A 13,102-nucleotide genomic window follows, 5' to 3' on the forward strand; every position below is an offset into this window, starting at 1 on the left:
GCAATTTCTCCAACGACGAATCTATTGCCTGCCGAACCTGGCGCTTACCGGCGCCAGGGGAGGGCAGCGAAAAGAGGAATCCGTACCATGAAGCACATCATTGCCGTCCTGCTGGAAAACGAACCCGGCGCGCTGTCCCGCGTCGTCGGCCTGTTTTCCGCACGGGGCTACAACATCGAATCGCTGACCGTGGCTCCCACGGAGGACGCGTCGCTTTCGCGCATGACGATCCAGACCACGGGGTCCGATGACGTGATCGAGCAAATCACCAAGCATCTGAATCGCCTCATCGAAGTCGTGAAGGTGGTCGACCTGACCGAGGGCGCCTACACCGAGCGGGAGCTCATGATGGTGAAGGTGCGTGCCGTCGGCAAGGAGCGCGAAGAGATGAAACGCATGGCGGACATCTTCCGCGGCCGAATCATCGACGTCACCGAGAAGAGCTACACCGTCGAACTGACGGGAGACCAGTCCAAGAACGATGCGTTTTTGCAAGCCATCGACCGCACCGCCATCCTGGAAACCGTGCGAACCGGCGCCAGCGGCATTGGCCGCGGTGAACGCATTCTGCGTGTCTGATCCATTCCGCTTATTTCCTCACCTTTTTTCAACACCCCCTCATCGATTCAACCTGGAGCCAACATGAAAGTTTTCTACGACAAAGACTGTGACCTGAGCCTGATCAAGGGCAAGACCGTGGCCATCATCGGCTATGGCTCGCAAGGGCATGCCCATGCGCAAAACCTGAACGACAGCGGCGTGAAGGTCGTGGTTGGCCTGCGCAAGGGCGGGGCCTCGTGGGACAAGGTCGGTAAGGCTGGCCTCAATGTGCTGGAAGTGAACGAAGCGGTGAAGGCTGCCGACGTCGTCATGATTCTGCTGCCCGACGAGCAGATCGCCGAGGTCTACACGAACAATGTGGCACCCAACATCAAGCAGGGCGCATCGCTGGCCTTCGCGCACGGGTTCAACGTGCATTACAACCAGGTCGTGCCCCGCGCTGACCTGGACGTCTGGATGGTGGCTCCCAAGGCTCCCGGCCACACCGTGCGCAACACCTACACCCAAGGCGGCGGCGTGCCCCATCTGGTGGCGGTGCACCAGGACAAGTCCGGCAAGGCTCGTGACCTGGCCCTGTCGTACGCCATGGCCAATGGTGGCGGCAAGGCCGGCATCATCGAGACCAACTTCAAGGAAGAGACCGAGACCGACCTGTTCGGCGAGCAGGCCGTGCTGTGCGGTGGCGCGGTCGAGCTGATCAAGATGGGTTACGAAACCCTGGTCGAAGCCGGCTACGCACCTGAGATGGCTTATTTCGAGTGCCTGCACGAGCTCAAGCTCATCGTGGACCTGATCTACGAAGGCGGCATTGCCAACATGAACTACTCGATCTCGAACAACGCCGAGTTCGGCGAGTACGTGACCGGCCCGGAAGTGATCAATGCCCAGTCGCGCGAAGCCATGCGCAACGCCCTGAAGCGCATCCAGAACGGCGATTACGCCAAGATGTTCATTCAGGAAGGCCGCCTGAACTATCCATCGATGACGGCTCGCCGCCGCAACACGGCCGACCACAGCATCGAAGTGGTGGGCAACAAGCTGCGCGCGATGATGCCCTGGATCGCCAAGAACAAGCTGGTGGACCAGACCCGCAACTGATCGCCGCCGCGTGCCTGCGGTCTCGGCCGTGGGCACCAAAATTGCAGAGAGGCCACTTCGGTGGCCTTTTTCTTTGGCTTCTCGTGGTGCGTGCAGGCACTACACTCCGCTGTCCGCCGATCGCAGGGATCCGGCAGAGGTACTCTAATTTTGATAGCTGTTTGCGCTGAAGGCGCGGGCGCTGGAGGTTCATTTGATGCACGAGGGCAATGATTTCGCCAATGACACGCCCCTGGTGGTGCGCAAGCGGCGAAAAGGCATCTACATACTGCCCAATCTGTTCACGTTGGCGGCGCTTTTCGGGGGGTTCTATGCCATCGTGATGGCCATGAATGGCCGCTTCGACCTTGCGGCCGTCGGTGTGTTCTGCGCCATGGTGCTCGACAGCCTGGACGGGCGCGTGGCCCGGATGACCAATACGCAGAGTGCCTTTGGCGAGCAGATGGACTCGCTCTCCGACATGGTGTCTTTCGGAGCCGCGCCAGCGCTCATTGCCTATGAGTGGGCGCTGAAGGGGCTGGGACGCTGGGGATGGATCGCCGCTTTCGTCTATTGCGCCTGTGCGGCCCTGCGATTGGCCCGTTTCAATGTGAATACCGGTGTGGTGGACAAGCGGTACTTTCAAGGCTTGCCATCGCCCGCCGCCGCCGCATTGGTGGCCGGCTTCATCTGGTTGTTGACGGAACTGGGTGTGCGCCGCGGCGAAACGGGCTGGATGAGCTGGTCGCAGGTGACGTGGACCATGTTCGGCTTCACGCTGTATGCGGGCCTCACGATGGTGACCAATGTTCCGTTCTACAGCTTCAAAGATATCCAGATGAAAAAAAGCGTGCCGTTCGCCGTGATCGTTTTGATCGCGCTGGGCATCGCCATCATCAACATCCACCCACCCACCGTGCTGTTCAGCGTGTTCGTGCTGTATGGCCTGAGCGGATACTTCGTCTATGCGTGGCGCAAGGCGAAAGGGCAGCACAGCAGCGTGATCAGCATGTCCACCGATGAGCCGGACGAACGGGGCCTGCACAAGTGACTGCGCCGCTGCGTGAGGCTGGTGTGCTACATTGCGCCGCATGAAAACGTTGGCACTGCCGCTGCTATCGCTATTCGCTTTCGGGCGGAGACGGTAGCGCACAGGCGCTCTTCTTGCAAAAAGGCCCGTATGCATCCGCAGCGGGCCTTTTTGCTTGGCGTGCCAGAATTTCAACGTTGCGGACCCCCACCATCTCTGGAGAAACACAATGGCAGACAAGCTGATCATTTTCGACACCACGTTGCGCGATGGCGAACAGTCGCCCGGTGCATCCATGACCAAGGACGAGAAGCTGCGCATTGCGCGCCAACTGGAGCGTCTCAAGGTCGATGTGATCGAAGCGGGGTTTGCTGCCAGCTCCAACGGGGATTTCGAGGCGGTGCAGTCCATCGCACAAGCCATCAAGGACTCGACCATTTGCTCCCTGTCCCGAGCGAACGATCGCGATATTTCGCGCGCGGCGGAAGCGCTGAAGGGGGCCAACAGCGCGCGCATCCACACGTTCATTGCGACGAGCCCGCTGCACATGGAAAAGAAGCTGCGCATGACGCCTGAGCAGGTGCTGGAGCAGGCCAAACAGTCGGTCCGATTCGCCCGCAACCTGATCGGCGACATCGAGTTCAGCCCGGAAGACGGCTACCGCAGCGAGATGGATTTCCTGTGCCGCGTACTGGAAGCCGTGATTGCAGAAGGAGCTACCACGATCAACGTGCCCGATACCGTCGGCTATGCGGTTCCCGAGCTGTATGGCAACTTCATCAAAACCCTGCGGGAGCGGATTCCCAACAGCGACAAGGCCATCTGGTCGGTGCATTGCCACAACGATCTGGGCATGGCGGTGGCCAACTCTCTGGCTGGCGTGAGGATCGGTGGTGCCCGCCAGGTCGAGTGCACGATCAACGGGCTGGGCGAGCGGGCAGGCAACTGTTCGCTGGAAGAGATCGTGATGGCCGTCAAGACGCGCAAGGACTACTTTGGACTGGAGCTGGGCATCGAGGCCCAGCACATCGTGGCGGCCAGCCGCATGGTCAGCCAGACGACGGGGTTCGTCGTGCAGCCCAACAAGGCCGTGGTGGGTGCCAACGCTTTCGCGCATGCCAGCGGCATCCACCAGGACGGCGTGCTGAAGGCCCGCGACACCTACGAGATCATGCGCGCCGAGGATGTGGGCTGGTCTGCCAACAAGATCGTGCTGGGCAAGCTGAGCGGCCGCAATGCCTTCAAGCAGCGTTTGCTTGAATTGGGCGTGCAGCTTGACAGCGAAACGGATGTCAACAGCGCCTTCGCCAAGTTCAAGGAACTGGCAGACCGCAAAAGCGAGATCTTCGACGAAGACATTCTGGCGCTGGTCAGCGGTGAAAGTGCTGCCAACGAGCAGGAGCAATACGGCTTCGTGTCCTTGTCACAGCACAGCGAAACCGGCGAGCGCCCGCAGGCCACCATCGTCTTCACGATGAGCGGCAAGGAGGTGCGGGGCCAATCGGACGGCAATGGGCCTGTGGATGCTTCACTCAAGGCCATCGAGTCGCATGTCAAGAGCGGGGCCGAAATGGTGCTCTATTCGGTCAATGCCATCAGCGGTTCGACGGAGAGCCAGGGGGAAGTGACGGTGCGGCTGCAGAACAGCGGCAGGGTGGTGAACGGGGTGGGCGCAGACCCCGACATCGTGGTCGCGTCAGCCAAAGCCTACATCAGTGCGTTGAACAAATTACAAAGTAAAGCCGATCGAGTCGCCGCACAAGGCTGACCATCGAATTTATAATTCATTCACTTTATTGAAAGGTCGCGCAAGGTATTGATCTTGCGCGACTTTTTTCGATTCTGTACACTGACAAACACTATTTACCGCTTGGAGCATTCTGATGCACGTACGCCCTCGCGCTTCTTCTCGTTTTTTTCGCACCGTCGCATTCCTTGCGATGAGCATTGCGCTCACGGCCACCTCGGTGCACGCGGCAGAGCGAAAGAAGGTGCAGGTCAAGAAGCAGGCTGCATCCTCGACGGCCAAACAGCGTCCTGTGGCACGCTCTGCCACGGTGGTTTCTCGCAAAGCCGTGACCCGTGTCAAGGCCACCACCCGCGCATCCGCGCGCAGCGTGAAGGCTGCCACGCGCATGGTGGCTGTCCCTGAAAAGCTGTCCTTTGGGCAAGTTGCAGGCCTGCATTCCCTCACCGACCCCCTGGATTTGAAGTCCAGCGTGGCCTTGGTCATCGACCAGGAGACCAACGAAGTCCTGCTGAGCAAGAACGACCATGCCGTTTTGCCGATTGCATCGCTGACCAAATTGATGACCGGGCTGCTCGTATCGCAGGCCCACTTGCCGATGGATGAGCCCATCACCATCACGCAAGACGATGTGGATACCGAGAAGTTCAGCAGTTCCCGTTTGGCCGTAGGCACGACCCTCACGCGGGGCGAGATGATGCATCTGGCCCTCATGTCCAGCGAAAACCGGGCGGCCCATGCCCTCGGCCGCACCTTCCCCGGCGGGCTGGAGGCTTTCGTTGCGCAGATGAACGCGAAGGCGAAGTTACTGGGCATGACGGATACCCGTTATGTGGAGCCCACGGGCCTGTCCAGCCACAACCAGTCCAGTGCCCGCGATCTGGCCACCTTGGTGAACATTGCCCATGGCGATCCCATGCTGCGCGAACTCACCACGTCTCCCAGCTATGAAGTGGCCGTGGGGCGCCGCACGCTGCAGTACAACAACACCAATCGACTCGTGAAAAGCCCGGCTTGGGACATCGGCCTGCAGAAGACGGGCTACATCTCCGAAGCAGGCCGTTGCCTGGTGATGCAGGCCCAGATATCGGGCCGCAAGCTGATCATGGTTTTCCTGGACTCGGCAGGCAAGTTCAGCCGCCTGGGCGATGCCGAGCGCGTGCGCAACTGGGTGGAAAAACTGCCTTCCATCGGCGGTGCGCCCACTCTGCACGCCATCGGCACAAAGCCTTGACGCTGCTGGCCCCGCCTGTTTTGAATGGCAAGGCTTGAGATCAGGAGAGGCGAAAGACCAAGGCGATCCGACCCCTTTGAAAAACGCGCATTGCTTGCAATGCGCATTTTTTCTTCGGGCTCGCTAGGGTGCAGCTGATTTGTCGCGCCGGTTGGTGGAATAGCCCAAGGCCTGGGAAATTTCGCTGGCAGTCGCCTGGAGCTTGGGCAGCCAGTTCTCATCCAGTCGATCCGCGGGCGCGGAGATCGAAAGGCCTGCGACCAGATGGGCCTGGTCGTCATACACGCCCGCTGCCATGCAGCGCACGCCGAGTTCGAGTTCCTCGTTGTCTCGCGCGATGCCGTATTGGCGTGCTTTGCCCAGTTCGCGCTCCAAGACTGGAAGCTGCGTGATGCTGTTGCGGGTGTGCCCCGACAGACCGGTGCGCATCGCATAGGCCCTCACCCGTTGTGGATCGTCTGCGGCCAGAAATAGTTTCCCCGTCGACGTCAGGTGCAGCGGCGCTCGACCACCGATGGCCCGGACCACCTGCATGCCGGAGCGTTCACTGTAGGCACGCTCGACATACACGATCTCATCGCCCTGGCGCATGCTCAGATTGACGGGCTGCTGAATCAGCTTGTGCAGGTTGCGCATCGGGGTCAACGCCGCATCGCGCACGCTCAGGCGCGCTTTCACCAAGTTGCCCAATTCCAGCAAACGCATGCCGAGGCGGTAGCTGCCAGATTCCGGGCGGTCCACAAAACGGCCAATGGTCAGGTCGTTTAGGATGCGGTGGGCCGTGGAAGGATGCAGTCCGGTCTTCTCGCTGATTTCCTTGAGGGAAATCGCTTCCTCGCGCGAGGTGAGCACGTCGATGAGTGCAAACATGCGCTCCAGCACCTGGACGCTGGGTTTGGCAGGCGCGCCGGCATCGTCTTTTTTCATGGTGATGTGTGTTGACGAGAAGCGCGCATTTTATCTTGTGAAATGCAGAGCGACCGTCTTCACCACCTCAGGGCGCTAGTCTCCATTCGCCATCAATCCGCAACTCGTGGGGCAGGAAGCGCGCCTTGTAGTTCATCTTCGGGCTTTCTTCGATCCAGTAGCCCAGGTAGACATAGGGCAGATCCAGGGTGCGCGCCTGCTCGATCTGCCAAAGCACGTTGTAGGTGCCGTAGCTGCAGCCGGGGTCGGGTTCGTAGAACGTGTACACGGCCGACAACCCGTCGTCCAGCACGTCCAGGATCGATACCATCCGCAATGCACCGGGCGTACCGTCCACGTCGGGTTCGCGGAACTCCACGAGCCGGGAGTTGACCCGGCTCTGCAGCAGGAACTGGGTGTACTGGTCGATGCTGTCTTGGTCCATGCCGCCACCGCAGTGGCGCAGGTTCTGGTAGCGCAGATAAAGCTGATAGTGCTCGGGCACGTAGCCCAGACGCAGAACACGTGCCTGCAGAGTGCCGTGCTTCGCCCACGCGCGGCGCTGGCTCCGATCGGGCTTGAAGGACTTGGTCAGCACGCGCAACGGCGTGCATGCCTGGCAGCCATCGCAGTAGGGGCGGTAGGTGAACATGCCGCTGCGGCGAAACCCCCGCGCCACCAAGTCCGAATACACGTCGTTCTGGATCAGGTGGCTGGGCGTGGCAACCTGCGAGCGCGCCTGCCGTGCAGGCAGGTAGCTGCATGGATAAGGCGCCGTGGCGTAGAACTGCAAGGTGTGCAGTGGCAAATCGTTGAGTTGCGTCATCCCGGGTTCCCGGTAGGGTGCATCAGCGCAGTCCAGTATACGGGCTCGAATTTCCAGGAAACCGGTGCTTCCAGGGAGGCCTGTGCAACGTGGTCGAGGAACCGGGCGCGGTCTATTTCATGGGCACCGAAGGATGCCAGATGGGCCGTGTTCTGCTGGCAGTCGATGAGCGCCACGCCGTGGTGCCGGCACAAGCAGACGAAAGCTGCGAGCGCGACCTTGGATGCATCGGTCGCGTGGGCGAACATCGATTCGCCAAAAACGGCCTTGCCCAGCGCGATGAAGTACAGCCCGCCGACGAGCCGGCCGTCGACCCACGTCTCCACACTGTGCGCAAAACCGGCGGCGTGGAATGCACGATAGGCGTCCACCATCTGCGGCACGATCCAGGTGCCGTTCTGGCCCGACCTTGGCGTGCCGGCACAGGCCTTGATGACCGCGCCGAAGTCATGGTCCACGCGGATTTCGCACTGGGGCGAGAGACGGAATTTCTGCAAGGTGCGGCGCAGTGACCGGTGCAGCCGAAATTCCGCCATGGGCAGCACCATGCGGGGATCGGGGCTCCACCAGAGCACGGGTTGCCCAGGGCTGAACCACGGAAAAATGCCTCGCTGGTAGGCACTTTTCAACTGGGCGACGCTGAGATTTCCACCAGCGGCCAGCAGTCCCGGGGCCGCAGATTCGCTGCCCCAGCTGAGCGCCACGCTGGGAAATTTGTCGCCGGGTTGCAGCCAAGGCAAATGATCGTCAGCCATGCACAGGGAAGAATGGAAGAAGCAACGGATTGTCGCCGAGTGCGCAGGGCTGCGGGGCGGCCTTCGGATCGGTTGGGTGGTGACTGCTTGGGTGGAGTCGATCCGAGCCTGCCTTCAGCAGGCGATGGCAAAAAGGCCATCCCCGCGGATGGCCTTTCACTGGGGCGAGTGGCGGCGCTCGGGCCCCAGCCTCATCCCATCAGGGAATCAGGCGAACCTGCTCCACCTCGAACTCCATTTTGCGAATGCCCTTGTCGACCTCTCCCACCAGTTCCACCCGCTGCTGGGCACTGATGGGTTGGCCTGCCGGAAAGCGTTTGTCGGAAATCTCGACGGGCATGCGGCCGCTGTCGTCTGCGAAGGTGTAGTTTTTGCCGCCGTCGTGGGACACGATGCGGCCTTGCAGGCGGACGTGCTGGTCGTCCGTGGCGGTGTCGAGCAGTTGCTTCACCGTCATTGTGGGCACCGAGGTGGGCCCGGTGTAGCCGCTGCCGGCTGCCGGTGCTGCAGCACGTTCGCCTGTGGTGGGACCGGTGTACTGCGCCATGGCCGGTGCGGCAGCGCCCAGCAGGCCGAGGGTGAGAACGAGCGCGGTGGTGGTTTTCTGCATGGCTTCACTCCTTTGGGATGGTTGAATGGCATGCGGGTTGGGTGACCCGCAGCAAGTAACCACAAAGGATGCCGAAGCGGCAGAGGACGCGGTGTAGGCGATGGCCGGACGGCCAATTCGGTCGATGTCGGCAATGACTGGCCAAAAAATCACGGGACCGGAGACAAAAAAAAGCCCGCTATCGATGAAATAGCGGGCTTTTGTACAGCCTGTAAGGCTGTCTATGGCTCCTCGACCTGGGCTCGAACCAGGGACCTACGGATTAACAGTCCGGCGCTCTACCGACTGAGCTATCGAGGAATATTCGGTATCTGACTAGCGATGTAAAAGGCCCTGCGTACACATGCAAGGCCTTGATGATCTTGGCTCCTCGACCTGGGCTCGAACCAGGGACCTACGGATTAACAGTCCGGCGCTCTACCGACTGAGCTATCGAGGAACAAGACTTAGATTATATACACAAAAAGTGAGCAAATTCGAAGAACTGCGGCTGCCTGATGGATCGGGTTGCGGGTTGCTTCCCATGGGCCCTCAACGGGCCGGCTCCGGCCGCTGCCAAAGCCAGGCGAGCACGCACGCCATGCACAGCGAAGCGCTGATGGCAACCCAGCGGGGTGCGTGGCCGAAGACGAGCACGGCCGCCGCGAGCGCCATGAGGATGCTGGCGCTCCACTTGGCGCGGCGACTCACCTGGCCGCCGTTGGCCCAGTCGCGCAGCATGGGGCCGAAAAGCGGGTGGCGCCACAGCCACGCGTGCAGCCGGGGTGAACTGCGGGCTGCCGCCCAGCCGGCCATGAGGATGAACACCGTGGTCGGCAGACCGGGCACGAAGATGCCGATGATGCCGGTCACCAGGCTCAGCACCGCAAAGCACAGCAGCAGCCAGCGCACCGGCAGGGGCAGCGGGGCAGGGCGGGGTGGCGGCGGTGGCAAAGGCGCTGGCGGGGGCGGCATGCCTGGATTGTGCCTGCGGCATGGGGGCGGTCGGCGCGCTATGCTGCGGTCACTTCGACGCTGACCGTCGGCCCTTCTTTTCATTCCCATGACCGTTCAAAACATTCTCAAGATGGGCGATCCGCGCCTGCTGCGCGTGGCCCAGCCCGTGACCGAGTTCGATACCGACGCGCTGCACCTGCTGGTGCGCGACATGCTGGACACCATGGAGGCAGTCAATGGCGCCGGCCTGGCAGCCCCGCAGATCGGCATGGATCTGCAATTGGTGATCTTCGGTTCGGACCGCAAGAACCCCCGCTATCCCGACCGACCCCTGGTGCCGCGCACCGTGTTGCTCAACTCGCAGATCACGCCGCTGGGCGACGAGGAGGAAGAGGACTGGGAAGGGTGCCTGTCCGTTCCCGGCCTGCGCGGCAAGGTGCCGCGCTGGTCCCGCATCCGCTACCAGGGCCTGGACCCGTATGGCGACCCGATCGACCGCACGGCGGAGGGGTTCCATGCGCGCGTGGTGCAGCACGAATGCGACCACCTGATCGGCAAGCTCTACCCGATGAGGGTGCGCGATTTCACCCAGTTCGGCTATACCGAGGTGCTGTTTCCCGAGCTCGCCGACGCGGAAGACGACTGACGGACCTGGCAAGCGTTGCCTCGGAAAACATGAATGAAATTGGCCTCCAGCGCAAACAATGCTAGGGCGTTTTGCTATCAAATAAATAGCATCGAATGCGTCGGACCCCAGCGGCCCGTCACTCGGACAACGCGTTCAGCAGTTCGGTCTCGATCTGGATCTGCCGTGCGTTGCTCTGCAGTTCCGGGCCGTGCACGAGGAAGGTGTCTTCCACCCGCTCGCCCAGGGTGCTGACCTTGGCCAGTTGCACGCTCAGGTGGTGGCGCGAAAGGATGCGCGCCACCAGGTAAAGCAGGCCCGCCCGGTCGCTGGCGGAGATGTTGATGAGCCAGCGCTGGGCTTTCTCGTCGGGGCGCAGCGTGACGCGCGGGGCCACGGGAAAGCTCTTCACGCGGCGTGAGACGCGCTTGCGAGCCGGCTCGGGCAGGCCCGCGGTTTCGTCCTCGATCGCGCGGGCGAGATCGCTCTCCACCATGTGCGTGAGTTCGCGGTAATGTCCGGCCTGCTCCGAGGCCACGACCTGGAACGTATCGAGAGCGCAGCCATCGTGGGCGGTGTGCACCCGCGCATCGAGGATGCTGAAGCCCGCCCGGTCGAAATAGCCGCAGATGCGGGCGAAGAGGTCGGGCTGGTCGGGCGCATAAACCACCACCTGCAGGCCCTCGCCCGCCAGCGACTGCCGCGCGCGGACCACCGTGCGGCCGGTGCCCACGTAGCGCGAGAGGTGGCGCGTGTGCCAGGCGATGTCGGCGGCTTCGTGCCGCATGAAATAGCCCACGTCCAGCGTGTCCCACAGCTTCTTGTGCGCCTCGAACGGCTGGGCCTGCAGCGCCAGCATGACCATGGCTTCGCGCTTGCGGGCCTCGATTTCGGCGGCGGCATTGGGGGCGTGACCGCCCAGGGCGCGCAGCGTGGCGCGGTACAGGTCTTCCAGCAGCTTGCCCTTCCACGCGTTCCAGACCTTGGGGCTGGTGCCGCGGATGTCCGCCACGGTGAGCAGGTACAGCGCGGTGAGGCGGCGCTCGCTGCCCACGCGCTGGGCGAAAGCGCCGATCACGTCCGGATCGGACAGGTCCTGCTTTTGCGCGACCTGGCTCATGGCCAGGTGCTCGCGCACCAGGAACTCGACCAGAGCCGCGTCTTCCTCGTCCACGCCGTGCTGGCGGCAGAAGTGGCGCACTTCCTCGGCACCGATCTTGGAGTGGTCGCCGCCGCGGCCCTTGCCGATGTCGTGGAACAGCGCCGCCAGGTACAGCAGCCACGGCTTGTCCCAGCCGCCGGCCAGCTGCGAGCAGAACGGGTATTCGTGCGCATGCTCGGCCATGAAGAAGCGGCGCACGTTGCGCAGCACCATCAGGATGTGCTGGTCCACGGTGTAGACGTGGAACAGGTCGTGCTGCATCTGGCCCACGATTCGGCGAAACGGCCAGAGGTAGCGGCCCAGCACCGAGGTCTGGTTCATGAGCCGCATCGCATGCGTGATGCCCGAGGGCTGCCGCAGGATCTTCATGAAGGTCGCGCGGTTGACCGGGTCGCGGCGGAAGGCGCTGTCCATCGCCCCGCGGGCGTTGTAGAGCGCGCGCAGCGTGCGCACCGACAGGTCCTTCAGCCCCAGCGTGGTCTCGTAGAGCAGGAAGGTTTCCAGGATGGCGTGGGGGTGCTTCTCATACAGGTCGTCGCTCGCCACCTCGACGAGGCCGGCCTTCTCGAAGAAGCGGTCGTTGATGCGGTGCAGCTCGTGCGTGGAGGGGCTGAGCCGCTCCTCGATGTTCAACAGCAGGATCTGGCTGAGCTGCGACACGGCCTTGGCCGCCCAGTAATAGCGGCGCATGAGGGTTTCGCTTGCGCGCATGGCCAGGCGCTTGCCGTCGGGCGAGTGGGAGCGATAGCCGAACGATTCGGCCACGGCGGTCTGCAGGTCGAACACCAGCCGGTCCTCGTGGCGGCCGGCCACGGCGTGCAGCCGCGCGCGGATGAGGAACAGCACGGCCTCGTTGCGCTCGATCTGGGCCACTTCGAACGGCGTGGCCATGCCATTGGCGGCCAGTTCGCGCCAGTCGCGTCCCAGGCCGGCCGCGCGGGCGACCCACAACACCGTCTGCAGGTCGCGCAGGCCGCCTGGCGACTCCTTGCAGTTGGGCTCCAGCGAGTAGGGCGTGTTCTCGTACTTGGTGTGGCGCTGGCGCATCTCCAGCGTCTTGGCAATGAGGAAGTCCTGCGCGTCCATCTGCGCGTCGTAGCGCTGCTGGAACGCGGCGAACAGCGGCGAGCTGCCGCAGACGCGGCGGGCTTCGAGCAGCGAGGTCTGCACGGTCACGTCGGCCGCGGATTCGGTCAGGCACTCGGCCACCGTGCGCACGCTGGAGCCGATCTCCAGGCCCGCGTCCCAGCAGCTGCCGATGAACGATTCGATGCACGTGGACAAGGCGCAGCCGGCCCCGGGCGTGGCGCCGTCCGGCAGCAGGACGAGCACGTCGACGTCGGAATGGGGAAAGAGCTGCGCGCGGCCGTAGCCCCCCACGGCCACCAGCGCGAGGTCGTCCGGCATGCCGGCGCGCTGCCACAGCTGGCGCAGCAGGCGGTCCGCCAGGGTAGAGAGCTTGTGCAGCAGTGTGCGAACGCCGCGCGTGGACGCTCCCGTGGATTGCAGCGACGCGATCAGGGTGGCCTTGTCTTGGCGGTAGGCGTCGCGCAGGGTTTGCAGGTCGGTCATGGACGGCGGCGGGGTGGCGGGTGCGGGTAGAGCAACGGAGCGGTGGGCAGGTTAGCACCAG

At 62.9% G+C, this 13,102-nt stretch carries 12 protein-coding genes and 2 tRNA genes; 6 read left to right on the plus strand and 8 right to left on the minus strand.

Annotated elements, in window-relative coordinates:
* Positions 1 to 87 precede the first annotated feature (87 nt).
* From ilvN to M5C96_RS12745, 5 genes are all read left to right on the plus strand, one after another.
* On the plus strand, positions 88 to 579 hold the full coding sequence (gene ilvN / locus M5C96_RS12725; RefSeq protein ID WP_092743827.1) for an acetolactate synthase small subunit: 492 nt from the start codon (positions 88 to 90) through the stop codon (positions 577 to 579).
* A gap of 63 nt (positions 580 to 642) precedes the next feature.
* Positions 643 to 1,659 carry a ketol-acid reductoisomerase gene (gene ilvC / locus M5C96_RS12730; protein ID WP_272569461.1) on the plus strand — a complete coding sequence of 339 codons (1,017 nt, stop codon included), beginning with the start codon at positions 643 to 645 and terminating at the stop codon, positions 1,657 to 1,659.
* A gap of 196 nt (positions 1,660 to 1,855) precedes the next feature.
* The gene (gene pssA / locus M5C96_RS12735) at positions 1,856 to 2,689 is read left to right on the plus strand and encodes a CDP-diacylglycerol--serine O-phosphatidyltransferase (protein ID WP_272569462.1); all 834 of its coding nucleotides are present in this window, start codon (positions 1,856 to 1,858) and stop codon (positions 2,687 to 2,689) included.
* A 208-nt stretch (positions 2,690 to 2,897) separates the two neighbouring features.
* Positions 2,898 to 4,436 (plus strand): 2-isopropylmalate synthase, encoded by a 1,539-nt coding sequence (locus M5C96_RS12740; RefSeq protein WP_272569463.1) that lies wholly within the window; start codon positions 2,898 to 2,900, stop codon positions 4,434 to 4,436.
* Between the two features lie 115 nt (positions 4,437 to 4,551).
* Entirely contained in the window at positions 4,552 to 5,649 is a 1,098-nt protein-coding gene (locus M5C96_RS12745; RefSeq protein WP_272569464.1) for a serine hydrolase, read from the plus strand.
* A 123-nt stretch (positions 5,650 to 5,772) separates the two neighbouring features.
* Here the strand turns inward: M5C96_RS12745 and M5C96_RS12750 are convergent, their stop codons facing one another.
* From M5C96_RS12750 to M5C96_RS12780, 7 genes are all read right to left on the minus strand, one after another.
* Positions 5,773 to 6,576, minus strand: coding sequence for an IclR family transcriptional regulator (locus tag M5C96_RS12750; RefSeq protein WP_272569465.1), 804 nt, complete (start codon positions 6,574 to 6,576; stop codon positions 5,773 to 5,775).
* 67 nt (positions 6,577 to 6,643) lie between these two features.
* Positions 6,644 to 7,381, minus strand: coding sequence for an arginyltransferase (locus M5C96_RS12755; RefSeq protein WP_272569466.1), 738 nt, complete (start codon positions 7,379 to 7,381; stop codon positions 6,644 to 6,646).
* The gene (gene aat / locus M5C96_RS12760) at positions 7,378 to 8,136 is read right to left on the minus strand and encodes a leucyl/phenylalanyl-tRNA--protein transferase (protein ID WP_272569468.1); all 759 of its coding nucleotides are present in this window, start codon (positions 8,134 to 8,136) and stop codon (positions 7,378 to 7,380) included. Before aat ends, M5C96_RS12755 begins: the two co-directional genes overlap by 4 nt.
* A 199-nt stretch (positions 8,137 to 8,335) precedes the next feature.
* Entirely contained in the window at positions 8,336 to 8,746 is a 411-nt protein-coding gene (locus M5C96_RS12765) for a YgiW/YdeI family stress tolerance OB fold protein (protein ID WP_272569470.1), read from the minus strand.
* A gap of 224 nt (positions 8,747 to 8,970) precedes the next feature.
* Positions 8,971 to 9,046: transfer RNA gene (locus M5C96_RS12770), tRNA-Asn, on the minus strand.
* A 63-nt stretch (positions 9,047 to 9,109) separates the two neighbouring features.
* Positions 9,110 to 9,185, minus strand: a tRNA-Asn gene (locus M5C96_RS12775).
* Between the two features lie 92 nt (positions 9,186 to 9,277).
* A complete protein-coding gene (locus tag M5C96_RS12780) occupies positions 9,278 to 9,700 on the minus strand; it encodes a YbaN family protein (protein ID WP_272569471.1) in 423 nt (140 codons plus the stop codon).
* A gap of 88 nt (positions 9,701 to 9,788) precedes the next feature.
* On the opposite strand from M5C96_RS12780, the gene def reads away from it, so the two are divergent.
* Positions 9,789 to 10,328: a peptide deformylase gene (gene def / locus M5C96_RS12785; protein ID WP_272569472.1), complete on the plus strand. Its 540-nt coding sequence runs from the start codon at positions 9,789 to 9,791 to the stop codon at positions 10,326 to 10,328.
* Positions 10,329 to 10,446: 118 nt separating this feature from the next.
* Here the strand turns inward: def and M5C96_RS12790 are convergent, their stop codons facing one another.
* The gene (locus M5C96_RS12790; RefSeq protein WP_272569474.1) at positions 10,447 to 13,041 is read right to left on the minus strand and encodes a [protein-PII] uridylyltransferase; all 2,595 of its coding nucleotides are present in this window, start codon (positions 13,039 to 13,041) and stop codon (positions 10,447 to 10,449) included.
* Between the last annotated feature and the right edge of the window lie 61 nt (positions 13,042 to 13,102).

This window comes from Acidovorax sp. GBBC 1281 (assembly GCF_028473645.1).
Classification (GTDB): domain Bacteria; phylum Pseudomonadota; class Gammaproteobacteria; order Burkholderiales; family Burkholderiaceae_C; genus Paracidovorax.